Consider the following 24,488-nt stretch of genomic DNA (forward strand, 5'->3'; position numbering starts at 1 on the left):
TCCCGTAGCGCTTTCTACATTTTTTGGCCCGGGGGCCGAATCTCGAACAAATCCATGCCGCCCCATGTCCGTCTGAATCGTTGAGACTCATCTTCTAGCAAACCCATGGACTGCCCCGTCTGCAACACCGAAAACCCGAGCGAAGCACGCTTCTGTCAGCGTTGCGGCTCGCCCCTCCCGGATCCCGCGGCGGATGCCGGTGGGCTCATCGGGCAGGTGGTCGGTGGTCGCTACCGAATCAAGCGCGTCATCGGCGAGGGCGGCATGGGCGTGGTGTACGAGGCCGAGCAGCGCATGGGCGAGGGCATGCGCAAGGTCGCGATCAAGACCCTGCTACCGGAGCTGTCCCACGATCACGCCATTGTGTCGCGATTCCACCGCGAGAGCGGAACGGTGGCGCAGCTCGAGCACCCGAACACGATTCGCTTCTACGACTTCGGTGAGACGCCCACGGGACAGCTCTACATCGCGATGGAGTACGTGAAGGGACGCTCCCTCACCGACCTCATCGAAGAAGGCCCCATCCCCGTCGAGCGCACCCTTCGCATCCTGAGGCAGGTGTGTGGCGCTCTGGAAGAGGCGCACGACCTGGGCATCGTTCACCGCGATCTGAAGCCCGACAACATCGTGCTCACCACTCGGGCGGGTGAGGACGACTTCGTCAAGGTGCTGGATTTCGGCATCGCCAAGCGCATCGGTCCGCAATCCGACAACCAGACCAAGCTCACCCAGCAGGGCATGGTGCTCGGCACTCCGCCCTACATGAGCCCCGAGCAGCTCGCCGGCGAGGTGGTGAGCCCCGAGAGCGACATCTACTCCCTGGGCATCATCGCCTTCGAAATGCTCACCGGGCGCTTGCCCTTCGATGCCGACACTCCCTGGCAGTGGGCTTCGAAGCACATGACCGAGGCGCCGCCGCCGCCCAGCACACTCACCTCCCAGCCGATCCCGCAGCAGGTGGAGCGGGCGGTGCTGCACGCCCTGGAGAAGCAGCGCGAGGACCGGCCGCGCCATGCCCTCGATTTCTACCGGGAGCTGAGCGGAGAGCCGCCCCGAGTCCGCACCCAGCCCGGCGGGCCGGGCCGCACCGAGCCGGGGGATGGCCCGATGGGCCGCGCCCGCACCGAGAGCGCTCCGGTGGTTCCGGCGTACAGCACCGAAGCCGCTGTGGCGGCGCCCATTCCGCCGCCGCCCATGCGGCGTTCCAAGATGGGATGGGTGCTCGCAGTGGGCGGGGTGTCGCTCGCCATGGGCCTCGTGGCCGCCGCGCTGTACATGAAGCCCGGGAGTCCGGGCAGCTCCGGCTCCGAGCCGGGTCAACCCACCCCGACGCAGTCGGGCACCACCGAGATAGCGCCTCTGGTGGAGGGCACGACCGCGCCCACGGCAGAGCCTCCGCCTCCCGAAACGGCACCGACCCAAACGTCCTCGAAGAAGGCGCCGGCGCCGCCCAAGACCACCCAACCGCCGATCACCTTGCCGCCGGTGGTAACGACGCCCATCCCCACGGCCACGGCCACGCCCACCCAACCCCCTCCGCCTCCGCCCCCCACGGCGACGCAGCCGCCGCCCACGGCGACGCAACCCCCGCCGCCTCCGCCGCCTACGAGCACCGCGAAGCCCCCCGGCGGCTTGAAGCTACCCGGCCGTCCTTCCGGGCCGACGGGGGACGCCGCGTGCACGGCGAGCGGCTCCGCCGCGCAGTCCGGTAACATCGAGGGCGCGGTCTCGCTCTACAACAAGTGCGCGTCCACTGGTGGCAGCGGCGGCGCCCTCAACACCGCCAAGGGGCGCATCCAAGCCGCGGCTCCGGGGGTGGTCAAGCAGCGCGCGTTCTTGGGCAACTGTGCGGGCGCGCGTTCGGCTGCCAACGCCGCATCTTCGATCGGCGCAGGGGGGCCTGCTCAGGCGCAGCTCAGCCGGACCAACTGCAAGTAGCTCACAGGAACCAGACGCCGAGGACGATCAGCACCGAGGCGAGGGCTACGGAGGTCATCGCGGCGATTTCCCACGGACCCGTGCGGGGATCTTCGAAGCGGAGCTCGATGGAGGCAAAACGGCTGGCCTCGCGGCGCTGACGCCCCGTCAGCGCGACGTTGGCAGCGCGGAGGGCGGTATCGAGTTGCTCGTCGCTCATCGGCCCGCCTTTTCGCACAGGGTCCCCATGGAGTCGAGGCCCCCCAGGAAACTGCAGCGAATTCAGGTCAATAGAAGCGAGCTTTGCCGCGGGACTCCCACCATTCCTGGTACCGCTCCTGGACCCGCCCTCGCTCCTTTCGGGACAGATCCTCGTAGTAGCCGAAGTACTCCCGGGACAGCGCCTTGAGCTCTTCCCCTGCGTCCCGGCGGATGCGGACGTCGTCGTGCATCAGCGCATCGATCAGCCATTCCATTCGATGCCGGCTGCTGTTCTTGCGCCACCAGTCGCTCCAGGCCTTGGCGTCCGTCTCGAAGTCGTTGCGCGCCAAGACGCGTAGCGCCCAGTGCACGGATTTCACGATTTCGTCATTGTCGTCCGAGAGCAGCGGGATCAGGCGCGGCACCGCGCGGCCATCACGCAAGTCTGCAATGGCTTCGATGGCGGCGTAGCGCAGCTCTTCGGACTGAGTCGGATCCGCCGCCAGGATCGCGAGGCCGTCCCGCAGGGTGGTGCGGGCGTCGACGTCCTGCTGCATCATTCGGCCGGCGGCCACAGCAGCGCGGCGAACCTCGGCGTCGTCGTCGACCGCGCGCCGGACCACCGCCTTGGCGGCGTCCGGGCTCGGCATCTCCCCCAGAAGCCACGTTGCCCATCGCCGCACCACGGGGTCGCCGTCCGCGGTTCGGACGACCAGGAACGCCGTGGCATTGGGGCCGATACGGACCAGCGTTCGCAGGATGGGGCCGCAGTCCGAGGCCCGCGCGGTGGGCTCCCCCAAGCGGCGTGCGAGCTCGGGACGGATCGGGCCGGGGAAAGCGCCCACCAACGTCGGAATGGCGGCGTCGCCGAAGTCCACCAGCTGGTCGACCACCGTGGTGTCGCCGTCCAGCAGCCGCTCCACCAAGGCGCGGCAGTCCTCTTCCAAGTCTACGATCACCGAGGGCAGCTTGAGCCCAGGGGAGCTGTGCCTTCGGGCCAGCGCCCGCGGTCCATACGCCACCTTTCGCGAAGAAGGCGCCAGCGGCACCTCCAGCTGCTGGGTGATGGACGAGTCCGAGTCGCTGCTGCGGTACTCGTCGAGATCCACGTCTTCTTCCTTCACCAGCTCCAGTCGGGGTCCCGAGTCGTGGCTGCTCGGAGGTGCCAGACCCGGGGTGGTCTTCTTGCCGATGCCCGGTTTGGTTTCCTTGCGCTGGAGCGGCGGCTTCGAGGCCACGTCCCAGCCGTCCTCCGGAGGCTCTTCGTCACTCCTGGGTGGGGGCGTCTGGGACGGCGTGCGTCGCGTCAGGGGAAACGGCTGCGCATCGACGTCCAGCTTGGGGGTGCCTTGGGGCGGCGTGCGCTTCTTGGGCGGGGCCTTCGCGATGGGCGACTCAGCGGGAGTCGGCGGCAGGTCGGTCTGCCGCTTCGCGACGGGCGTCTCGTGGCCGGTCTCCGGCGCGGCCGCCGTGGGCGGCGGCGCCGGCGACAGGGCTCGAGCGAGAGCTTCGGCCCGCAGCTCTGGAGCGGGGATCTTGTGGCGCTTGCGGCGCACCACCGGCGGCAGACTGGCCGTGGGAGTCTCGTTCTCGACGTCGCGCCGGGTGGCCAGCTTGCGCTTGAGGATCACGCGCTCCAGCGCGGCGGCCACCAGCGGAGCGAAGGCCAGCACGTCGCCGATTTCGGAGAGCGTCACGTCGCTGTCGCCGTGATCTCCATAGAGGATCAGGACGGTTCGCGCGCGCACCACGACCGGGAGCAGCATCACCTGGGCGCCAACGGGGCGTTCCAGGTCCGTTGCCAAGCTCGCGTCGATACCCTCCCGGCCCAAGGTCGCCACGCTGACGGCCTTGGCGTCCCGAACCGCCGACAGGCTGCTCGGCAGATCCATGGGCACGCCGATCCCGCGGATCTTGGTGGTATCCGCCCCCGGGCCGTCGGCGTCGCGCCCCTCGGCCAGATCGGAGTGCACGGCGAACAGCGCGGAGTACTCGAAGTACTGGGAAGCAAAGTCGAAAAAGGCGCCGAGCACGTCGTCTCGGGAGTCCGCCTCCATCAGGTCTTCCTCCGCCATGGCGGCGGTGTACGGGCCCCGGTGGCGCTTGCGTCCGCGGGGGCGAGGCGCTGGCGCCGTCGAGCTCGCGGGCTCCCGCGGAGAAATCCAAGTGCGCACCACCTCCGCCGCTGGGGGCGCGCCCGTCGCCGAGCGGGCCACTTCCACGGGAGGAGGCGCGGACGGCGGCACGTTCGCCGGCGCCGGCGCCGAGGCCAGCGTCTTCGGCGGGTTCTGTGCGGAGTACGCGATGGGCGGCACACTCGCCGGTCGCGGGAGGTTCGGCACGGACAGGCTTGCGCGGGATGCCGCGGGCATCGAGCTCGGGCTGGGGTCCGGCCGCCCCTCGAGCTTCGCCACCAGTCGCAGCGTGCGGCGGTCCATGGGTAGCCCGTAGTCCCGGCTGATCGCTTGCCGGATCCGCACCTGGGGTGCTGCCTGTTGGCGGAGCACCACGCCCAGCGAGAAGGTGAGATCGGATTCCACCTCCGAAGGCAGCGGTTCACTGACCGCGATGGTCAGCGTGCCGCCTTCTTCCTTCAGCGGGTAGAAGCCGTGCCGCAACGCGAGCTCGCCGGGCACCAGCCGCAGGGTCCCGTCCTTGGTCGTGGGCAATGCACCATCTGGCGCGGCTTCCAGGCCGTGGCTCTCGGCGAGCAAGCGCGTCAGCGCCGCCTCGCTCACCGCCGCGAGCTCGAGCAGGTTGGTCGCGAGATCTCCCCCGTACAACACCTGTCGCGCCAGCGCTTCCTCGACGTCGCGCATGGACGCGACTTCATTCTTCACGATGCTGGAGCTGAGGGTGGCCATGGATGTGCGTCGAGGGTCTCCCCCGGACGGGGGGCCATCATCCCTGCGATGGGGAATTGTCGCGGCGGCACCTCGGATGTCAACGGAATGCGCCGTCCGGCCTGCGGATCAGTGGGCCAGGGCCTTGGCCAGGACGTCGGCCAGCAGCCAGCGGGCCAGGGACAGGTAGATGACGATGCCCAGCACATCCACCAGCGTGGCGATGAAGGGGGTCGAGCTGGTGGCCGGGTCCACGCCCACGCGGTGGAGCAGCAGCGGCATCATCCCGCCGACCACGCAGCCCATCACCACGATGGCCACGATGGTGAGGGCGATCAGCCCAGCGAAGTGGGGCGACCCACCCGCCATCACCACCCGCAGCACACCCAAGAGCGCCAGGAGCCCACCGAGCACCAACCCCTGCAGCAGCTCTCGCCCGAGCACGCGCCACCAGTCCTTGGACTCGATGTCGCCCACCGCGAGGCCCCGGATCACCAAGGTGGAGGATTGAGACCCGGAATTGCCCCCCGCGGCGATCAGCAGCGGCACGTAGAAAGAAAGCTCTGCTACCGCGGAGAGCACCGGGCCGTAGGCCTGCATCGCGGTGGTGGTGAAGTAGCCGCCGAGGAACAAGATCAAGAGCCAGGGTGCGCGTTTGCGGATGTACTCGGCGAAGGAAGCGTCGAAGTAGCCTTCGCGGATGGGCTCGATGGCGCCCATCTTCTGGACGTCCTCCGCCTGCTCTTCGGTCATCACGTCGAGGATGTCGTCGGAGGTGATGACGCCGAGGATCTCGCCCTTCTGGTTCACCACGGGCAAGGTGTTCAAGTCGTACTTGGCGAGCTTGCGGGCCACCTCTTCCTGGTCCAGCTCCGGCGGTACGCTGATCACGTTCTGCGCCATCGTTTCCGAGACCAGATCGCCCGGATCCCCCAGCAGCAGGTGGCGCAGCGTGAGGTAGCCCACGAGGTGCTCTTCACCCGTGACGACGTAGACCGTGTCGAGCGTCTCGGCCTCGTCGGCTCGCTTGCGGATCTCTTCGATCGCGTCGGCGATGCGCAGGTCGGGCGAGACGGACACGTAGTCCGTCGTCATCAGACCGCCGGCGCTGGTCTCGGGCCAGCGGGTCAGCTCCTGAACGTCCTCGGCGACCTCCGGATCGACGCGCTCCAGGTTCTCGAGCAGCGGCGCCACCACATCGGGCGGAAGGATCGTCAGGAAATCCGCGCGCTCGTCGGCGTCCATTTCGGTCACCAGACGCGCCGTGGAGTCGAGGCCCATGCGCTCCGCCAGGGTCGTCTGCCGATCGTCGTCCAGACGCTCGAAGACCTGCGCCGCGTAGTCCGTGGGCAGCTCCGTCAGCAGCTCGGTGGCCTTTTCGTCGTCGAGCTCGTCGATGACGTCGGCGATGTCCTCCGGGTGGATCTCGTCCAGCAGCTCGCGGACTTCACCCGGGCTTTCCCGGAGGAGCGTCTCCAGCTCGGGACCGATCAGCCGTGCCAGACGCATGGGCGCCGAATTAGCAGACCTTTTGTCAGGTTGAAAAGCATCGCGCCTTGAGGCGCGCCTCACACCCCTCTAGATCGGCGTCGTGGCGGTCCTCACCGATCTCGATCCTCCGATTTTCACCATTACTCTGGCCCGACCCAAGGCGAATGCGTTCGATCAGGTCCAGCTGGACGCGCTGGGGCAAGCCGTGGAGCGCGTGGCCGGTGCGGAGGGGGGTCGCGCCCTGCTGCTCCGGGCGGAGGGCGATGTGGCGTTCTGCGCCGGTGCCGACCTGGGCGCCGTCGGACCGCTCGCGGAGCCCGACGGCCTGGCCAGCTGGACCCGTGGTGCCCACGCGATCCTCGATCGCATCGCCGCGCTCTCCATCCCGGTCGTGGCGGCCTTGCGCCGTCCGGCCGTCGGCGGCGGTTTCGAGCTCGCCCTCGCTTGCCACTTCCGGGTCATCGCTCGCGACGCCCACGTCGCACTGCCGGAAATCCAGCGCGGGTACCTGCCGAGCTGGGCCGCCGTACAACGGTTGATTCCTTTGGTTGGTCCGGCGCGGGCCCGGGACCTGCTCCTCACCGGTCGGCGGCTGTCCGCGGAGGAAGCCCTCGCGTGGGGTCTCGTGGATCGCGTGGCGGAGGATGCCGACGCCGAAGCCCGCGCGCTGTGCGAGACGTTCGCGGCGCTGCCGCCGCTCGCGCTCCGCGCCGGGCTCGCTCAAGTGGAGCGCGTGGCGCGGGGCGAAAGCTCCGAACAGATCCGCGCCCGCGAGCTCGACGACCTCGAGCGACTGGTGCGGACCGAGGATACGGTGGAGGGCGTGCTTGCGTTCTTCGAGAAGCGCGCCCCCGCGTTCAAGGGACGTTGAAGATCAGGGGCAGTCGCCGGTGATCTTGAAGGCCGACGCCGCGAAGTCGCCCGCGAGATGCCAGGCGTCCTTGCAGTTGGCGTCCGCCGCCGCGTTGGTGCTGGCGCACCAGTCGCCGTCCGGCCGCTCCCCGTTGTTCCACTTGTCGCTGGTCTTGCAGCTGCCGTCGGTGCCCTTCCACTGCCCGATTCCGGCCAGGAACACGCACAGGGTGGAGCCGAGCTCCTCCACGTAGACCTGGTCCGCTTCGTCCACGGTGATGTAGCCGTCGAGCGAGGCGCCCGCCGTCCACTTGCGCTGGCCCACGGTCACGTCCGGCAGGCAGTTGTTGGCGGGCTCCAGCTCCGGGCCATTGAACTTGCCGATACAGTTGTGCGTGTCGTCGCTGAACTTTCCGGTGAGGTTGACCTTGTGCAGCGGCAAGATGATCGGGTTGTTGAGCTCCGTGGGAGACGGAAAGATGGGCACGTACACGTCGATGTTCGACGCCGTGAAGCCCAGGCCGTCCGGGTCGATGCTCACGTCCACCGTAATGGGTGCGATGGGCAGCGGCGTGTTGGTCATGGTGAGGAAGCACGCGCCCGCGGCGGGGTCTTGAATCGGCAGCCCACCACCGGTCTTCAGCTTGCCGTTGGCCTTGTCGAACTCGAAGAGCCACGAGAAGGTGCCTTCGCCGTCTTCCAGGCACGCCGGCTGGTTCAAGCTGATGCCGTTGTCCACGATGGCAACTTGAACCAGCTGCTGGGCCAAGCGTTCCGGACCCTTGATCGTGATCTGGGAGATGCGGCCCTGCCACACGTCCTTGCCGGTGTTGTCCGCCTTGGCCAAGCACTCCGCTCCGGGACCCGTGGGGCCCGCCTGGTAGCACTCCGCCGCCGTGGGCACGCAGGCGCCGCCGGTGGAGCCACCGCTGCCACCGCCACCGCCCTTTTCGTCGTCGCTGCCACAGGCCAAAAGAAAGCTCGCGCCGAGCACCGAAAGCACAACCAAACGAAGCAGCCGCATCGAAATCCTCCGAAGCCCGCACCATAGCACGGCGCCGCTGCGATTCAGTTGACCAGAAACCAGCGAACGCCCGGCTTCACCTCGAGGTGGAGGTGGTCCGCGTGGTGGGCGTCGAAATGTGGCGTGAGCATGTAGGTGAAAATGCGACGGCGTGATGCCTCGCACACGATGGCCGAAAGCTCCTTGCCGTGAGCGCTGCCGGGGACGCGCGCGCCGGAGCCGCAGGTCTTGGCGCCCACCGCCGACGGCCAGTCGCTGTTCACGTTCAGGGTGGTGCCGTCCTTCTTCTTGAAGATGGCGGCGTCGATGGCCAAGGCGCCGGGGTGGCGGAACTGCGGGGCGTCCACGCTCTTGGGCGGCGGGCGGTACATCGTGTAGTGCACCACCTCGACGACGTCGTGCTCGGCCAACAGCGCACAGAAGTCGTCCAGAGCCAACGCCAGGCGCGCGTCCAGGATCTCGTAGGGGCTGTCCTTGCGCTGCTTTTCCGGCAGCGCAGAGTGCACGCTCACGCCGTGCAGAGGGCCCGTCAGGCGCACCGGGGTGCGCACGCCGCGTGTGTCCTCGGCCACACGCACGAAGGGCACTCCTCTGTGAGAAAGCTCTGCGATCGCCGCCTCGCCGTCGAGGTTCGCGTGCTCGTAGGCGGGCGTGGTCTTCACCTGCGCGAAGGGCGGCGCCTCCAAGTAGGGATTGGACGCCTGCGCGGTGGACGCCACGCTCGCGAGGGCGAGCGCGACGAGGGCCGTCAGGCGCCGAGCTGTTCCGATCCGTCGCACGAGGGGCGGAAGGTTAACGAACCAGGGCGACCGCGGCAAAATCCGGGGTGGGGCGTTTCCGCGGCGGACCAGCATGATCGCAATCATCCTGGGCACCTGGCTGTGATTGGCGTGCACGCGGCATGGGGGAGTACGCTGCGCCCTTCGTCTTGTCGGACAGGAGCATCAAAGACTGGTCCATCTGGGGCTACGCATTCGGCTACTTCGCCTGCTACGTGCCCTACAGCGCCCTGGCGAAGGGGCTCTCCAGCGGCCTGTTCGCCGGCATGCCCCGGGGGATTTCTGGCTTCGAGCTGTTGCCGCTGACGACGCTGGCGTCCCTCGTCGGCATGTTCGTGTTCATCACGGCCATGCGCTGGTGGCAATTCGCGGGGCACAAGACGGTGCTGGGCGTGTCGCTCCCGATGCCCAACGTGTGGACGTTCCTATCCGGCGTGTGCACCGCGGCCATCATCGCCACCACCACGCTGGCGTACACCTTCGACGGTGTCTCCATCGTGTTCATGATGCTGTTGATGCGCGGTGGCGTGCTCGTGATCGCGCCCATCGTGGACTTCGTGAGTCGGCGTCACGTGCGCTGGTTCTCTTGGGTGGCGCTTTCGCTCAGCATGGGCGCGCTCTTGGTGGCGTTCTTCGGCGGTAGCAAGAGCAGCTTGGCGGTCACGACGGTCGCCGCGATCGACGTGGTGGTGTATCTCGGCGGCTACTTCGTGCGGCTGCGTTTCATGAGTCGGCTCGCCAAGAGCGAGGATCCCAACGCCACCAAGCGCTACTTCGTCGAAGAGCAGATGACGGCGACGCCCGTGGTGGTGCTGGCGCTGGCCACCCTCGCCATCATCGGCAAAGGGGACTTGATGCAGGACGTGCGCCACGGGTTCACGGAGGTGTGGAAGAACTCGCGCGTGCTCGAAGTGCTGGTGGTCGGTGTGCTCAGCCAGGGGACCGGCATCTTTGGCGGTCTGATTTTGTTGGATCGGCGCGAAAACAGCTTCTGTGTGCCGGTCAACCGCGCTTCCAGCATTCTGGCGGGGATCTCCGCGAGCTTCGCGCTCTACTTCGCGGTGGGGAAGTCGCCCCCCGGCGCGGTGGAGCTGTTCGGCGCGTCCCTGGTGGTGGCGGCCATCGTCGCGTTGTCCCTGCCCGGCGTGCTCGCCAAGCGCCGCGCCGCTTGAGCGCGTCCAACCGCGGAGATAGCTTCGGCTCATGGCGGACGCCTACGAGTCCGAGTACATGGCCGGCGGCACCGTACTCCACCGCGGCAAGGTCGTCTCTCCGGCGCTGGCCATCCTGCTCAGCGTGCTCGCCACAGTGGCTCTGGGCGCGGGCGCGGTAACGGCCTTCACCGGCCCCGTGTTCCTCCCCTTGTGTTTTCCGCCGAAGATCCCGCCGCCGTGGTCGCCAAGGTGGCCGAAGCCCGAGCGGGGGCTCGCCGCGTCCGCGTGGCCGACGTCGATGCCGAGGACGACACCGACGTCGAAGCGGAGGCGGAGATCGAGGCGGAGCAGCGCCGTCAGAACTCGCTCTGAAACATCTGATCCAAGAACGCGGTCATCAGCTTGCCGCGCGCCGCGGGGGGCAGCGCATCGAGCAGCTCGTTGATGCCGGCCATGCGCTCCGGCAGCTTCATGCCCTCGGCGCCCACGGCGGAGGTGAGGGCGGCAAAACCCTCCGGACCCAGGGTGTCGAGTTGCTTCGGTAGCTCGCTGAGCATGGGGCCAAGCTGGTCGAGGAGCACCCGGCTCGGGAGCTTCCGCGCCGCCTCGACAGAATCCCGAAAAGCGATCAGGAAGTCCTTCACTCCGCTGACGTTGCCGGGATGCACGGACAGGTGGATGTTGGTCGGGTACTTGCCGTAGGAAAGCTGCGCCTGCACGTACCAACCGCGGAGCTTCATCTCGTCCACGACGTGAAACAGGTTCACGCTGTCGGAGCCGATGGCGAGCAGGCTCATCGAGGGATTGCCCAGGATTTTCAGGCCTTCGATGCCCTCGATGCCGGCGACCAGCTCTCGCGTGGCGCTCTGTAGCCCGCGGGCGATCTCGAGGTAGCCCTCGTCCCCCAGGTAGTTCAGCACGGCCCAAGCGCCCGCCAGCGGCCCGCCGCTCTTGGTGCTCTGGATGGACGCGTTGATCAGCGTGTACCCGGTCCAGTCCGCGCAGGTGAAGAACTGCGCTTGGCGGAAGCTCGGGTCGTTGTACAGCACGACCGACGCACCCTTGGCGGCGTAGGCGTACTTGTGGAAGTCCATGGAGATGCTGGTGACACCCGGCACGTTCAGCTCGAAGGGCGGAACGTCGTCTCCAAGGCGGCGGAAGTAGGGCAGCAAGAAGCCGCCGATGCAGGCGTCCACGTGGAACGCCACCTTCTTCTCCAGCGCGATGCGCCCGAGCTCCTCGATGGGATCGATCACGCCGTGGGCGTAGGAGGGCGCGGAGCCGACGATCAGGATCGTCTGATCCGTGATCGCCTTCGCCACCGCCTCGGGGATGGCGCGGAACGTCTCGGGATCCACGTCCACCAGCACGACCTCGAGATCCAAGTAGTGCGCCGCCTTGTGGAATGCCGCGTGGGCGGTGACGGGAATGACGATCTGGGGCTTCTTGATCTCCGGGTGCAGCTTGCGCGCGCGATCCCGCGTGGCTTTGACCGCCAGGATGATGCTCTCGGTGCCACCGCTGGTGAAGGTGCCCACGGTGTTCTCGTTGCCGCCCAGGTGGTGCGCCGCCATGCCCACGAGCTCGTTTTCGAGCCGCATCAGGCTGGGGTACACCGTCGGATCCAGCGCATTTTCGCTGAGAAAGCTCATGTAGGCTTCCTTGCACACGCTCTCTGCTTCGCGTCCGGCGTCGAAGATGTAGGCGAAGGTTCGCCCGCTACGCCAGTCGATGTCGTTTTGCCGGTAGGTGGAAAGCTTGGAAAGGACGCTCTCGCGCGCCGCCCCCGTCTCGGGAATCTTCATGATGCTTGCTCCTCGTCATGCGCGCCCGGTGCTGGCCGGGCGAAAACCATTTTCCAACGCCTGAAACGCGAACTGCGCTCGCTCCACCAAGTCGCCGCGAGCGCCACCCTCGAACCAGTCCCGTAGCCCGGCGCGCACCACCCCCATGATGGCGCCGGCCATCATCTTGGCGCCGAGCGGAGCCGGCAGCAGGGCCGCCGCCGCGCTCCTCGGATCCTTGGCCAAAGCTTCGGCGATGGCCGCTTCCCAGCGCATGTCCAGCTCCAGATCGTGCGCGCTCAAGCTCTTGGAAGAAGCGAGCAGCCGATGGTGCAGGCGCGCCCGCTTGCGATCCAGCATCAGCTCGCCAGCGAGCTCGAGCAACAGACGCCGTACCGCGGCGAACGCGGTCTCGTCCTTGGAGCGCTCCGCGAGCTCCCGCTCGAAGCGGGCGAAGCGCGCTTCGTCGTCGGCGAAGAACACCGCTTCCTTCGTCTCGAAGTAGCGGAAGAAGGTGCGGCGAGAGACGCCAGCGCGATCCGCGATGGCATCTGCCGTGGCGCTGTCGAAGCCGACCTCGGCGAACAGCTCGTGGGCGGCGGCCGAGAGCTCCGCGCGCGTGCGCCCCTTCTTCTCTTCCCGCTTCACGGAGAGGGATATGCCAATTGTGACACTGAGTGTCAATAGACACTCAGTGTCATTTGGCATTTTGGGGTTGGTCCGCCGCGATGCCGTCGCGAATTGATGCGCCGGTGGCAACAGTGTGTCGCCAGCTCCGCTTCTGGTGTCGTGCTGCGAACGGAGCCATGTTCTGGGTCGATGAAACACGTCACCCGTCGGACCGCCCTCGCGGCGGGGCTCGTCTCCGCCGTTGCCGCGGGCGTCCACCTTTCGGGAACGAACGAGGAGAACGCCGTGGCCCAGCCCAAGACCCAGAAGATGCCGGTGGTGTACCTACCCCACGGGGGCGGCCCGTGGCCCTTCGTGGACTTCGGTCTCGATGCTCGCGACGTGGAACAGCTCGCCGGATACCTGCGGGGGCTCGGCGGGCTGGCTCAGCCGAAGGCGGTGCTCGTGGTGTCGGCCCACTGGGAGACCGACGTGCCGACGCTGATGACGTCCGAGCGCCCGCCGATGCTGTACGACTACTACGGCTTCCCGCCCGCCAGCTACGAGATCCAATGGCCCGCGCCGGGAGATCCGAAGCTCGCCGCGCGCGTCCAGTCGCTGCTGCGGGAGGCGGGCTTTGGCACCGCAACGGACTCGGCGCGCGGCTTCGACCACGGGACCTTCATCCCGCTGAAGCTCGTGTACCCCGAAGCGAACGTGCCCACCGTTCAGCTATCGATGCTCGCGTCGCTGGATCCAGCGGAGCACTTGAAGCTCGGTCGCGCCCTCGCGCCACTGCGGGAGGAGGGCGTACTGATCGTGGGCAGTGGCATGTCGTTTCACAACATGCGGCTGTTCCGCAATCCGCGAGCGGAAGAAGTGTCCGATACCTTCGATGCTTGGCTCACGGAGACGGTCACGTTGGAGTCCGGCGAGCGGGACCGTCGGTTGACGGAGTGGGAGGCGGCGCCGGGAGCGCGCGCCGCTCATCCACGGGAAGAGCATCTTTTACCGCTGATGGTGGCCGCCGGCGCCGCGGGCGCGGATCTGGGCGCCATCGCCTTCAGCGACCGTTTCATGGGCGCCCGCATCACTGCCGTGCACTTCGCGTGAAGTAGAGCTGCCGCAGCTGCTCCACCAGGTCGGGCTCCGCGCGGTCCGGGTGCCCCGAGTCGAAGGGCGGCGCGGGATCGTACTCCAGGCCGAGCTGGATGAGCCGCGCGGTGCGCTCGTCCGCGAGCTCCGCGGCCAGCGTCAGCGCGAAGTCCATACCGGCAGTGACGCCACCGGCGGTGACACGGTTGCGATCCACGACCACACGCCCGGGACGGTAGCGTGCACCGTACTCCGCAAGTCGGTCCGTGTAGGCCCAGTGGGTCGTGGCGTCGTAGCCCTCGAGCAATCCCGCGGCGCCTAGCAGCAGAGCGCCGGTGCACACGGACGTGACCCAGCGCGCATCCTTGCCGCGCTCTCGCAGGAATCCGAGCACGGCGTCGTCCTTCTGCAGTCGCTCCTGCCCGAAGCCCCCCGGTACGAACAGCACCGTGAGGGGCGGACATTCGTCGAGCGTGTGGTTTGGTGTGAGGGTGAAGCCGGGGCCGGCGCTCACGGGAACCTTCTCCTTCCACAGCAGGTGGACCTCGGCGCCGGGGATCCGGTGCAGCACCTCGAAGGGCGCCGTGAGGTCGAGCTGGGTCATCCCGGGAAACGACAGCATGCCGATGGTGTGGGTCATGAGGCCAGCATGGGGCAGCACCACCGCTGGCATCCAGGACAACAAGTGTCTATTTTCTGCCAATGGCGCGAGTGCTGCTGGTGGCCTTTGAAGGCGTGCAAACCCTGGACGTGACGGGACCCGCGGAGGTGTTCGCCGCGGCGGCGCGCTACCACGTGGAGCTCTTGAGCGCGGGCGGCGGGACGGTGACTACCACCTCGGGGATCGCGCTTCACGCCCGGGATCTATCCGGCGTGCGCGTGCAGCCGACGGACACCGTCTTGGTCGCCGGCGGCAACGAAGACGCCATTCGACGCGCCCTCGAACAGCCGGCGCTGCTCGACTTCCTTCGCCGCGCGGCTCGCGTCGCGGCTCGGATTGGCTCGGTGTGCTCGGGTGCGTTCTTGTTGGCGAGCATCGGCGTGCTCGACGGCCACGCCGCCGCCACCCACTGGTCCGCCTGCGAACGCCTCGCCCGCGCGTTCCCAGCCATTCGCGTCGACCCCAACGCGATCTTCGTTCGCGAGGGAAGACTGTGGACGTCTGCCGGAGTCACCACCGGCATCGACATGGCCCTGGCGATGGTCGAAGAAGACGCGGGCCGGGTCGTGGCGGACGCCATTGCGTCGCGGCTGGTGCTGTACCTACGCCGCCCGGGGTTTCAGTCGCAGTTCAGCGAGGCGCTCTTGGCGCAGACCGAACGCGCGGACCCGCTGGCCGCAGCGGTCGGCTGGGCTCGGAGCCACCTGCGGAGCGCGGACGTAGAGAGCTTGGCGCGCCAAGCCGGCATGTCCGTGCGCACCCTACATCGTCGCTGCGACGAGCTGTTCGGCACCACCCCCGCCAAGCTGCTGGACAAGCTGCGCGTGGAGCACGCGCGCGCCCTGCTCGGCCGGGGTGAGGTGCCCTTGAAGGCCCTGGCGGTGGACGCGGGTTTTGGCAGCGGAGCGCGCATGAATCGCGCGTTTCTGCGCGAGCTCGGCATGACGGCGCGCCAGTACCGCATGGTGCACGGCGCCGCGTCTCGAGGGTAGCGCTATACTCGCCGCCCCGTGTCTTCCGGTCCCGATTCCATCGCACCCGACAAGAGCCGCGGCGACGGCATCGCCGTCGAGATCGGTGGCGGAAGTGTGGCCATCTTCTCGCACGGCCCGACGCCCATGTCGTTGTTCGACCCCAGGGACGGTCGCATCGTGGAGGTGAACGACGCATGGGTCGAGCGCTACGGCTACGCGCGGGAAGAAGCACGAACGCTTCGCGTGCAGGACGTGAGCGCGGAGCCACAGGCCACCACCAACGCGGTCCGCGGCGCGGAGGAGACCGGTGGCGCGCTGATCTCTACCCGCTGGCACAAAAGCAAGGCCGGCGAGGTGTTTCCCGTGGAGATCACCTCGGGCACGCTGAGCGTGGGGGGACGCATGCTGATGTACGCGGTGATGCACGACATCGCGCCGCGGCTGCGCTCGGAGGAACGCCTCTCGCAGTCTGAGGCGCGTTTCCGCGCGTTGGTGGAGGGCATTCCGATCGGCGTGCTGGTCCATCGGCACGGGCGCGTGCTGTACGCGAACCCCGGGCTTCTACGCCTCTTGGGCTACGAGCTGGGCGACGATCTGGTCGGGACCGAGCTGTCGAGCCTGGTCGATGAGGATGACTGGGCGCGGGTCCGCCAGCGGGTGGCGTCCGTGATGAACGAGCACAAGCCGACCCCCACGATGGAAAGCCGTATGGCACGCAAGGATGGCCGTATGGTGCCGGTGCAGGTCAACGGCATGCCCTTCGTGTACGACGGCGAGCCCGCGGTGATGGCCATGGTCATGGACGTGCGCGAGCGCAAGCAGATGGAGGCTCAGCTCGTGCTCGCGGATCGCTTGGCATCGCTGGGTCGGCTGGCGGCTTCCGTGGGGCACGAGATCAACAACCCGCTCGCCTATTTGCTCGGCAACGTGCAGCTCCTGGAGCGGGACATCGCCCGCGCCCAGGGACTGGATGCGGAAACTCGTGACAAGCTCACCGAGCGCCTTTCGGTGCTCACGGAGGGTGCCCTCCGCGTGCGAGACATCGTGCGCGATCTCAAGTCTCTCTCGGGTGGCGAGCCAGACCTGGTCCAGGGAACGGACCTGCATCGGGTGCTCGAAATGTGCGTGCACATGGCAGAGCACGAAATCCGTCATCGCGCTGCTCTGCTGCGCGACTACGGACCCTCGGTGATCGTGCTCGCGAGCGAGCCGCGGCTGGGTCAGGTGTTCTTGAACTTGCTGGTGAACGCCGCTCAGGCGATCCCGGAAGGCGTGCCGGACGAGCACGAGATCACGCTCCGCACTCGGCGCGAGGGCAGTGATCGCGTGCGCATCGAGGTGGAAGACACCGGCCGCGGCATCGACGCCGAGCATCGGGAGCGCATCTTCGAGCCGTTCTTCACCACCAAGGCCAGCGGTGGCACCGGCTTGGGGTTGTCCATTTCGCATAGCATCGTCACGGGGCTGGGCGGCACCATTTCAGTGGAGCCGGCTCCGGGTCGAGGCACGCGCTTCGTCGTGGTGTTGCCCTGCCGGCCGGTGAGCTCGCTGCCGGCGCCGCCGGCCTCGCAGAAGCCACCCAGTACTCTTCGTTCGCGTCCGCGGCTCCTGCTCGCAGAGGACGAAGAGCGTCTGGCCAAGACCCTGGCAGCGGCGTTGGACGATTGCGAGGTGACGGTGGTCCACAGTGGCAACGCTGCCATTGCGCAGCTCGCGGAGCGGCGTTTCGACGCGGTCGTCCTCGACCTCCACATGCAGGACGGCACCGGCGCGGACGTTTCGCGTTGGCTCCGGGCGCACCGCCCCGAGCTCACAGGTCGCGTGGTGTTCATGACGGGGGCCGGTACGGAGGGGCCGCTGGTGGCGGAGGCACGAGGCGCGCCGCTGCTCCGAAAGCCGTTCGAATACGAGAGCCTTCGGAGCGAGCTCCAGCGCCTGATCGACTGCCCCTGAAGGGCTCTGGGTTTGTATGTCGGTTCGCCGCGGAACCTCGCAAGCATGGAACGCGTGAACGCCGGCGCGTATGATTCCGGCATGCTGGCCCGCTCTCTGTCGCTCTCCGCCGTCGCGCTGTTGTTCTCGGCCCACGCTGCCGCACAAGATTGCGGCTGTGATCACACCATCGCGCTCTCCCAGAACAGCGCCAAAGGCACGGACCTGGGCGTGAAGCCGGGGGACGTGGTGTGCGTCGAGGCCGGCGCGCGACCCTTCCTGGTGCTGGAAGAGTTCGTGGGCAGCGCGAGCGCCCCGGTCGTGATCAAGAACTGCGGCGGACAGGTGAAGATCGCCAACAGCGACAAGGGCTACGGTCTGGCGATCAACGGCTCCTCGTTCTTCCACGTCACGGGCACCGGGGACTCGTCGGTGAAGTACGGCTTCGACGTCAGCGCGTCTCGCACCGGTCCGGACTACTCGGGCTCCGGTGTCCCCGTGGGAGGGCTCAGCACGGACTACGAGCTCGATCACATCGAGGTGCACGATACGGGATTCGCGGGCTTCATCCTCAAGACCGAGTCGCGCTGCGACGGCAGCGCGAACCTCGGCAACTTCGTGCAGAAGAACACCCACGTGCACGACACCTACGTGCACGACACCGGCGGCGAAGGCTTTTACGTCGGCAGCACCGGATACGGCGGACGAGATTTCACCTGCAACGGCCAGACGGTGAAGCTCTATCCTCACGAGCACTGGGGCGTGTCCCTGCACGACAACCTCATCGAAGATACCGGCTGGGACGGCTTGCAGGTGGGCGTGACGCCCAAGGACTGCAAGGTGTTTCGCAACGTGATCCGCGGCGTGGGGCGCACGGCCACGGACATGGTGCAGACCCGCGGCATCCAGATCGGTGGCGCCTCCGCCTGTGACGTGACCGACAACTACCTGGAAGATGGCCCCACCATCGGCATCTTCGTGTTGGGCGCCGCCAACACCCTCGTGCAGAACAACGTGGTGGTGGATTTCGCGGAGGACGGCATCTACGGCAACGACCAGCAGCTCGACGCCGTCAAGGACGCCCACTACGTCTTTCTGCACAACACCGTGGTGCGCGCCGGAGATACCGGGCTCAGCCTGTTCGGCGATTTGATTGCGGGCAACGCGGTCGTCAACAACCTGTTCGTGGAGAACGCCAAGCCCTACGGCATCGGTGGCAACGTGGACGCGACGGACCAGGGCAACCTGGAGCTCGGCAAGGTGTCCGAGGCCGGTTTCGTGAGCGACGCCCAGCGCGACTACCGCCTGCAAGAAGACTCCGTCGCGCGGGACACCGGCGCCGTGGTCAGCGGGTTTTCCACGGACGTGGATCGTGACGGCGTGAAGCGGGACGCAAAGCCCGATGTCGGCGCCTACGAGTACACCGACGCGCCGCCTCCCGACGGCGGCGCGCCGACGGGTACCGGCGGTACCTCGAGCGGCACGGGCGGCGCGGGCGGCAAGAACGCTGCGGCCGACGGCTCCGACGACGGTGGCTGCGGCTGCCGCGCGGCGGCCCCCCCGGCTAGCGGCGCGCTGGTGTTCTTCGCGCTCGCCCTGTTGGCGGCCGCCGGGTTGCGCCGTCGTGACCTCGAGCTACGGCGCTTTCGGCGGTGAAAACTCCAAAGCGTAGGACACCACGACGATGCCGCCGGGGTCCGGCTGCGGAAACGAGAGCGCGCGAATGGCAGCAAGGCCGCAGCGGCTTATGCTGCTGGAGACCGTGCCACCGGTGTTCACCGCGGACACCACCTTGCCCTGCGGGTTGATGACGAACTTGAGCTCCCAGGTGTCCTTCGTTGCCGGGTGTTCGGCGTTCTGCGCGTAGCAGACGCGAATGCGCCCCATTCGCTGTCGGATGATGCGGCGCACGACCTCCTGTGGCAGGCCGCCTTGCACCGTGATCTTCTTCTGCCGCACTTGGACGGGGCCTGACACCGGGCTGACCGTGTCACGCAAGCTCGGGTCGAACTCGGCGCCGGGCTCCACGTCGACCAGCGGAAGCTGTTGCACGGCGGGCCCCCCCGAGAGCACGTCGTAGACGCTGGCTCGTCGCTCCGCGGCGGAGACACTGGAGGCGGCGGGCGCGGGTCCCGCGGCCAGCTGGGCTGCCGGTGCGGGTGCGGGTGCGGCAGATGCGGATGCGCTCGGCGGCGGGGTGCTTGCCACGGTCTCCGGCGGCGGCGGGGACGCCGGCGGCGCGGGGCTCTTGTGCGTGCTGGTCTTGTCGCAACCGAAGAGCAGCAAGGCGGCGACGACCGCGACGCCCTTCACTGCACCAGCTCCGGGTCGAGCACGCCGAGGAGCGGCGCGAGAGCCTTCTTGTCGTCGTCGCTCAAGGTGGCGCTCGCCAGCGGCGGAAACAGGATGTCGCCCATCCCCGTACGCTCGCGCTTCTGGTCCTGAAACGTCTGCACCGACAGCTCTCCCTCGGGCAGCAGCTTCGTGTCCTCGGCCGAAAGCACGCCCATGAGCTGGCTTCGCGCGTTCTGTTGGACGTCCCCCGCGCGCAGCGGGCGGAACCACTCGAGCTTGCCGCCCACGTCCCGCAGCGCCACGGGCTGCACTTGCACCGGGGACGCCAGCCACAGCTCCATCACCCGCGCGCCTTCGACGCCCGCCGGGTGCTCCGGCTCGAAGTAGGGATAGTACGGGATCGGCGTGGAGAACGAGATGCGAATGGTCTCCGCGTCCACGACGTCACTCTTGGCCGACGCGCCCTTGGGCGGATCGTAGCGCATGGCGACGTAGTAGAACTTCATCTTCACGTAGTGCGCGAGCCAGACGTCGGTTTCCTTGGAGCTGGCCAGACCGTTGTCCTTCAGCCACTTGGAGAGCGCCTTGGCGTCCGTGGCGGCCAGCACGAAGGCGGTGAAGCTCCCCACCTTGCTCACTTGCAGCACCTGGACACCCGCCGAACGGCCGGAGCCGAAGCCAACACCGGCGCCGCTACCCAAGCCGATGGAGCCGATGCCCTTGGAACGCTGGAACGGGAACTGGCGTCGCAACTTCTCGAACAGCCCGCGATCGACCTTGGCGACCTCGGGCCGGGTCGGGGTAGGGACCACGAAGCCGAAGCGCTGATCCGCCTGTCGGAAGGCGACCTCGCGGATGAAGTGCTCCGTGTCCGTGTTGGGGTCGTGGAGGATGAGCACTTGCTCGTGGGCCAGGGACGGCAAGCGCTTCGCCTGGGGGACGAACACGCCGCCACAGGCGTTTGCGCGGCGGACCGACAAACCCAAACCCAAGCCCAAACCCGCGATCCCCAAGGCCGAGATTGCCAGCCATCGTCCCCATCCAGCCATGGCCGCCACTATAGCGGCGAATTCCGGGCGAGGGGCTTGCCAGTTCTTCATTCTGACATTATTCAGAATGTCTGAATATGGCCTCACGGTCCCTGTACGAGGAGCTGGCGCGCACCGCGAAGGCGCTGGCGAATCCGGAGCGGCTTCGCCTGGTGGAGCTGCTCTCGCAGGGAGCGCGCACGGTGGAGGTGCTCGCCGAACGCGCGGCGCAACCCCTCGGCACCACCTCGCACCACTTGCAGAAGCTGGCGGCGGCGGGTCTGGTGAACCGGGAGCGCAGCGGGCGGCACGTGGTGTACTCGCTGGCGGACACGTCCGTGGCGGAGTTCTGGTCGGCGCTCCGCTGTTTTGGAGAGGCACACTCCGGAGAGCTCAAGACAGCCGTGCAGGAGCTCCGCTCGCGACGAGAAAGGGCCGGCGTGGTCACTGCAGACGAGCTCGAGGAGCTCCTATCCCGTCGCAAGGTCACGCTCATCGACGTTCGGCCTGCGGAGGAGTTCGCGGCGAGCCACCTCGCGGGAGCGCGTTCGGTACCGCTGTCGGAGCTCGCCGCTCGGCTCAGAGAGCTGCCGAAGCGACGCCTGGTGGTGGCGTACTGCCGTAGCCCCTACTGCCAGCTCGCGGATCGCGCGGTCGAAATCCTCGAGCGACACGGGTTCAAAGCGCGTCGCTTGGAAGAAGGCGTGCAGGAGTGGGGCGCCCACGGGCGTCGTTTGGAGAAAGATCGAGGAGACCAGGATGTCGGTCGCGAGAGTTTCGAAAGAGTCTGAGCTATTGTCCGCATTGGGCTCGGATCACGAGGTGATCGTGGGCTTTTTTGGCGAGTTTTCCCAGGCTTCGCGCAAGGCGCTGCCCGCCTTCGAGAGCTTCGGTCAGGAGCAAGGGGAGCGGCCCATCTACGTGGTGGACGTGGGCGTCGTGAAAGGCCTCCACAAGCGCTTCGGCGTTTCCAGCGTGCCCACGGTGGTCCGCGTGAAGGGCGAGACGGTGCTCGGCAAGGTGAGTGGCGTAGAGTCCGCGGAAGGCTACGCGCTCGCGCTTTCATCGAGCGCCACACCGATGAAGGTGCCGGGCGCCGACAAGAAGGAGCACCGCGTGCGCGTGTACGTCACGGACAGCTGCCCCTGGTGCACAAGCGTCAAGTCTTACCTGCGCCAGCATCACGTGAGCTTCAGCGAGGTGAACGTGCAGCGAGACGAATCCGCGGCGCGCGAAATGGTGCGTCGGAGCGGACAACAAGGCGTGCCCCAGGTCGACATCGACGGTCGCATGATCGTCGGCTTCGACAAGGCGCGCATCGATTCCCTGTTGGGGCTCCGCGGAAGCTGAGTGAAAGGACGACACGAGATGAATCTGCAACCGTTGAATGGACACGTGCTCTTGCGGCCGGTGGAGGCGGAAGAGAAGACGGCGGGCGGCTTGTACGTGCCCGATAGCGCCCGCGAGCTGCCGGCGGAGGGCTACGTGGAGGCCAAGCCGAGCGGCGCCTCGGACGACATCGCGATTGGCGACCGCGTGCTGTACAAGAAGTTCTCGGGCGAGGAGATCCAGCTCGACGGCAAGAAACTGCGCCTGGTGCTCGAGGGTGATCTGCTCGCCAAGTACGTGGAGACGGACGAAATCCCCGATTGACGGCTGGCACGCTCACTGCACCAGCAACGGGGTGTGATGGGCGAAAGAGGAAGATTTACGGCGTTTGTCCTTCGACGCGCCAACCTGGAGTTGGCGCGTCGAGTTGGCATCGCCATCGTGCTGGCCGCGGGCTCGACCGCATGCGGCGGGGCGGACGACGACGTCCTGGGGCCGGGCGCGGCGGGGGCCGGGGGAGCTACCGAAGGCATCGCGGGACAGAGCTCCTGGATTGGCCAGAGCGGTGCGGGCGGTGCGGGAGGCGCCGCGGACGCCGGAGTGCCACCCCCTCCGGATGCGGGCGCGGCCGGCGCGCCTTCCGTGGATGAATGCCCGCGCGTGCGCGTCGTCGTGGCCGCTGGCGCGACCCTCAACGTGCGTCCAGAGCCGTCGACGGCGCAGGCGCCTGTCGGCACGTTGGCCAACGGTAGCATCGTCGACAAGATCGCGGACGTGCAGGGTGAAAGCGTGAACGGAAGCACGCTCTGGTATCAGATCAGCTCACCCAACGTATCCGGATACGTGTCGAGCACGTACGCGGAGTGCACCACGGACCAGGCTCCAGTCCTGACGCCGCCGACCGGCTACTACCTGCCTCTCCAATGTGGCAAGAGCGCGAAGATCAGCCAGGGCAACTTCGGCAGCTTCAGCCACGCGGGCAAGTCGGCATACGCGTTCGACTTCTCCTTGGGCGTGGGCACACCGATGGTCGCCATGGCGGACGGCGTCGTGCTCCACGTGTACGACAAGACCAAGCCCGGGGATCCCTGCTACGACGGCGGCGGCTCATCGTGCTACCCGTACGCCAATCTCGTGGTGCTGCTCCACGGTGACGGCACCGCGTCCATCTACAAGCACCTCAGCAAGGTGCTGGTATCGCTGAACGACTTCGTTCCCCGCGGCACCCCCATCGGGCTTTCCGGCTCCACGGGTTACTCCACCGGGCCCCACGCCCACGTGATGCGTGAGGAGAACTGCGGCGTGGCCAACTGCCAGTCCATTCCCCTGAGCTTCGCCGACGTTTCGGGCAACGGCGTGCCCACCACCGGCCAGACCGTCACCTCCGGCAACTGCCCCTGAGAATGTTTTCTGGTCCGGCGCGGAACCTCCCTCAGGTCCAGCGCGCGTCCACAATCCATTTTCACGCGTCGTATCCGTGCCCTTCGCCAGTTTGATGACGAAGGGGACGGCGCTAGGTTTTCGCCATGAAGCGCACACGGTTGGGTCAGCATGGGCCCGAGGTCTTTCCGCTCGCCCTCGGTTGTATGGGTATGTCGGGTGTGTACGGTCACAGCACGGACGAGGAGGGCATCGCCACGATCCAAGAAGCCATCGAGCGTGGCATCAACGTGATCGACACCGGCGATTTCTACGGCATGGGGCACAACGAGCTCTTGGTCGGGCGCGCCCTCGCGGGACGCAGAGGCAAGGCGCTCTTGTCGGTGAAGTTCGGCGCGCTGCGAGGGCCCGATGGCGCGTTCAATGGCATCGATACGCGACCTGCGGCCTTGAAGAACTTCGCGAGCTACAGCTTGAAGCGCCTCGGTGTGGACGTCATCGACATCTACCGTCCGGCGCGCCTCGACCCCGCGGTGCCCATCGAAGAGACGGTGGGCGCCATCGCCGAGCTGATCGACAAGGGGTACGTCCGCTACATCGGGCTCTCGGAAGTCGGCGCGGAGACGATCCGACGCGCTCACGCCACCCATCCCGTGGCAGACTTGCAGATAGAGTATTCCCTCGCGAGCCGGAGCCCCGAGCAGAAGATCTTTCCGGCCCTCGAGGAGCTGGGCGTCAGCGCCACGCTCTATGGTGTGCTTTCCCGCGGCCTGCTCTCCGGTCGGAAGCCGACGGAAAAGGGAGACTTTCGAGCGTTCTTGCCACGGTTTGCCGGGGAAGCGGGCCGGAAGAACGAGGAGACGGTGGCGCGGCTCGGCGCTTTGGCGAAGGAGGGTGGCCGCACGCCGGCCCAGCTCTGTCTCGGATGGGTGCTCGCGAAGCAGCCGCGCTTGGTGCCGCTCATTGGGCCACGGAACCGCGAGCAGCTGGCCGATTTGCTCGGCGCGCTGGAGCGACCCCTCTCCGCGGACGAAGTGAGCGCCGCGGAGGGCATCGTGGCTCCGGGCGCCATCGCGGGCGACCGCTATCACGAGGCGCAGATGGCCCACCTGGACAGCGAGCGCTGACTCGCTGTCTCGA

At 67.6% G+C, this 24,488-nt stretch carries 23 protein-coding genes; 13 read left to right on the top strand and 10 right to left on the bottom strand.

The features are described 5' to 3' along the window. The first annotated feature begins 105 nt into the window (after positions 1 to 105). Positions 106 to 1,938, top strand: a complete 1,833-nt coding sequence (locus H6717_01410) for a protein kinase (protein MCB9575668.1) — start codon at positions 106 to 108, stop codon at positions 1,936 to 1,938. A gap of 1 nt (position 1,939) precedes the next feature. On the opposite strand, the gene H6717_01415 is transcribed toward H6717_01410, so the two are convergent. From H6717_01415 to mgtE, 3 genes are all read right to left on the bottom strand, one after another. Further along, on the bottom strand, positions 1,940 to 2,137 hold the full coding sequence (locus H6717_01415) for a hypothetical protein (GenBank protein MCB9575669.1): 198 nt from the start codon (positions 2,135 to 2,137) through the stop codon (positions 1,940 to 1,942). A gap of 67 nt (positions 2,138 to 2,204) precedes the next feature. After that, positions 2,205 to 4,982, bottom strand: a complete 2,778-nt coding sequence (locus tag H6717_01420) for a HEAT repeat domain-containing protein (GenBank protein ID MCB9575670.1) — start codon at positions 4,980 to 4,982, stop codon at positions 2,205 to 2,207. 108 nt (positions 4,983 to 5,090) lie between these two features. Then, a complete protein-coding gene (gene mgtE, locus H6717_01425; protein ID MCB9575671.1) occupies positions 5,091 to 6,470 on the bottom strand; it encodes a magnesium transporter in 1,380 nt (459 codons plus the stop codon). A gap of 82 nt (positions 6,471 to 6,552) precedes the next feature. Here mgtE and H6717_01430 point away from each other — a divergent pair, with 82 nt between their 5' ends. Next, positions 6,553 to 7,323 (top strand): enoyl-CoA hydratase/isomerase family protein, encoded by a 771-nt coding sequence (locus H6717_01430; GenBank protein ID MCB9575672.1) that lies wholly within the window; start codon positions 6,553 to 6,555, stop codon positions 7,321 to 7,323. Positions 7,324 to 7,326: 3 nt separating this feature from the next. Here the strand turns inward: H6717_01430 and H6717_01435 are convergent, their stop codons facing one another. Both H6717_01435 and H6717_01440 read right to left on the bottom strand, forming a co-directional pair. Further along, entirely contained in the window at positions 7,327 to 8,328 is a 1,002-nt protein-coding gene (locus tag H6717_01435; protein MCB9575673.1) for a hypothetical protein, read from the bottom strand. 44 nt (positions 8,329 to 8,372) lie between these two features. Beyond that, positions 8,373 to 9,107 carry an extensin family protein gene (locus H6717_01440; GenBank protein MCB9575674.1) on the bottom strand — a complete coding sequence of 245 codons (735 nt, stop codon included), beginning with the start codon at positions 9,105 to 9,107 and terminating at the stop codon, positions 8,373 to 8,375. Between the two features lie 122 nt (positions 9,108 to 9,229). Between H6717_01440 and H6717_01445 the strand changes: the two genes are divergently transcribed. Further along, on the top strand, positions 9,230 to 10,279 hold the full coding sequence (locus tag H6717_01445; GenBank protein MCB9575675.1) for a hypothetical protein: 1,050 nt from the start codon (positions 9,230 to 9,232) through the stop codon (positions 10,277 to 10,279). A 192-nt stretch (positions 10,280 to 10,471) separates the two neighbouring features. Next, positions 10,472 to 10,633, top strand: a complete 162-nt coding sequence (locus H6717_01450; GenBank protein ID MCB9575676.1) for a hypothetical protein — start codon at positions 10,472 to 10,474, stop codon at positions 10,631 to 10,633. On the opposite strand, the gene H6717_01455 is transcribed toward H6717_01450, so the two are convergent. After that, positions 10,618 to 12,066, bottom strand: coding sequence for an aspartate aminotransferase family protein (locus H6717_01455; GenBank protein MCB9575677.1), 1,449 nt, complete (start codon positions 12,064 to 12,066; stop codon positions 10,618 to 10,620). The genes H6717_01450 and H6717_01455 overlap by 16 nt on opposite strands. A 15-nt stretch (positions 12,067 to 12,081) precedes the next feature. Next, positions 12,082 to 12,693: a TetR family transcriptional regulator gene (locus H6717_01460; GenBank protein MCB9575678.1), complete on the bottom strand. Its 612-nt coding sequence runs from the start codon at positions 12,691 to 12,693 to the stop codon at positions 12,082 to 12,084. Positions 12,694 to 12,864: 171 nt separating this feature from the next. On the opposite strand from H6717_01460, the gene H6717_01465 reads away from it, so the two are divergent. Continuing rightward, on the top strand, positions 12,865 to 13,767 hold the full coding sequence (locus H6717_01465) for a dioxygenase (GenBank protein ID MCB9575679.1): 903 nt from the start codon (positions 12,865 to 12,867) through the stop codon (positions 13,765 to 13,767). On the opposite strand, the gene H6717_01470 is transcribed toward H6717_01465, so the two are convergent. Then, entirely contained in the window at positions 13,745 to 14,389 is a 645-nt protein-coding gene (locus tag H6717_01470; protein ID MCB9575680.1) for a DJ-1/PfpI family protein, read from the bottom strand. The genes H6717_01465 and H6717_01470 overlap by 23 nt on opposite strands. A gap of 62 nt (positions 14,390 to 14,451) precedes the next feature. On the opposite strand from H6717_01470, the gene H6717_01475 reads away from it, so the two are divergent. The 3 genes from H6717_01475 to H6717_01485 all read left to right on the top strand — a co-directional run bounded on the left by H6717_01475 (position 14,452) and on the right by H6717_01485 (position 18,972). Then, the gene (locus H6717_01475; protein ID MCB9575681.1) at positions 14,452 to 15,402 is read left to right on the top strand and encodes a DJ-1/PfpI family protein; all 951 of its coding nucleotides are present in this window, start codon (positions 14,452 to 14,454) and stop codon (positions 15,400 to 15,402) included. An 18-nt stretch (positions 15,403 to 15,420) separates the two neighbouring features. Beyond that, a complete protein-coding gene (locus H6717_01480) occupies positions 15,421 to 17,337 on the top strand; it encodes a PAS domain S-box protein (GenBank protein MCB9575682.1) in 1,917 nt (638 codons plus the stop codon). 81 nt (positions 17,338 to 17,418) lie between these two features. After that, positions 17,419 to 18,972, top strand: coding sequence for a right-handed parallel beta-helix repeat-containing protein (locus H6717_01485; protein MCB9575683.1), 1,554 nt, complete (start codon positions 17,419 to 17,421; stop codon positions 18,970 to 18,972). Here H6717_01485 and H6717_01490 read toward each other — a convergent pair. Then, positions 18,952 to 19,629 carry an AgmX/PglI C-terminal domain-containing protein gene (locus tag H6717_01490; GenBank protein MCB9575684.1) on the bottom strand — a complete coding sequence of 226 codons (678 nt, stop codon included), beginning with the start codon at positions 19,627 to 19,629 and terminating at the stop codon, positions 18,952 to 18,954. The two genes, H6717_01485 and H6717_01490, sit on opposite strands and share 21 nt — an antisense overlap. Then, positions 19,626 to 20,660, bottom strand: a complete 1,035-nt coding sequence (locus tag H6717_01495; protein MCB9575685.1) for a DUF2330 domain-containing protein — start codon at positions 20,658 to 20,660, stop codon at positions 19,626 to 19,628. Before H6717_01495 ends, H6717_01490 begins: the two co-directional genes overlap by 4 nt. A 77-nt stretch (positions 20,661 to 20,737) precedes the next feature. Between H6717_01495 and H6717_01500 the strand changes: the two genes are divergently transcribed. From H6717_01500 to H6717_01520, 5 genes are all read left to right on the top strand, one after another. Then, positions 20,738 to 21,430 (top strand): metalloregulator ArsR/SmtB family transcription factor, encoded by a 693-nt coding sequence (locus H6717_01500; GenBank protein MCB9575686.1) that lies wholly within the window; start codon positions 20,738 to 20,740, stop codon positions 21,428 to 21,430. Between the two features lie 289 nt (positions 21,431 to 21,719). Beyond that, positions 21,720 to 21,989, top strand: coding sequence for an NrdH-redoxin (locus H6717_01505; protein ID MCB9575687.1), 270 nt, complete (start codon positions 21,720 to 21,722; stop codon positions 21,987 to 21,989). Positions 21,990 to 22,007: 18 nt separating this feature from the next. Then, complete coding sequence (locus H6717_01510) at positions 22,008 to 22,292, top strand: co-chaperone GroES (GenBank protein ID MCB9575688.1); 285 nt, start codon at positions 22,008 to 22,010, stop codon at positions 22,290 to 22,292. Positions 22,293 to 22,382: 90 nt separating this feature from the next. Continuing rightward, the gene (locus H6717_01515; GenBank protein ID MCB9575689.1) at positions 22,383 to 23,369 is read left to right on the top strand and encodes a peptidoglycan DD-metalloendopeptidase family protein; all 987 of its coding nucleotides are present in this window, start codon (positions 22,383 to 22,385) and stop codon (positions 23,367 to 23,369) included. Positions 23,370 to 23,494: 125 nt separating this feature from the next. Then, a complete protein-coding gene (locus tag H6717_01520; GenBank protein MCB9575690.1) occupies positions 23,495 to 24,475 on the top strand; it encodes an aldo/keto reductase in 981 nt (326 codons plus the stop codon). Positions 24,476 to 24,488: the final 13 nt, after the last annotated feature.

This window comes from Polyangiaceae bacterium, assembly GCA_020633235.1.
Taxonomy (GTDB): Bacteria; Myxococcota_A; Polyangia; order Polyangiales; family Polyangiaceae; genus JACKEA01.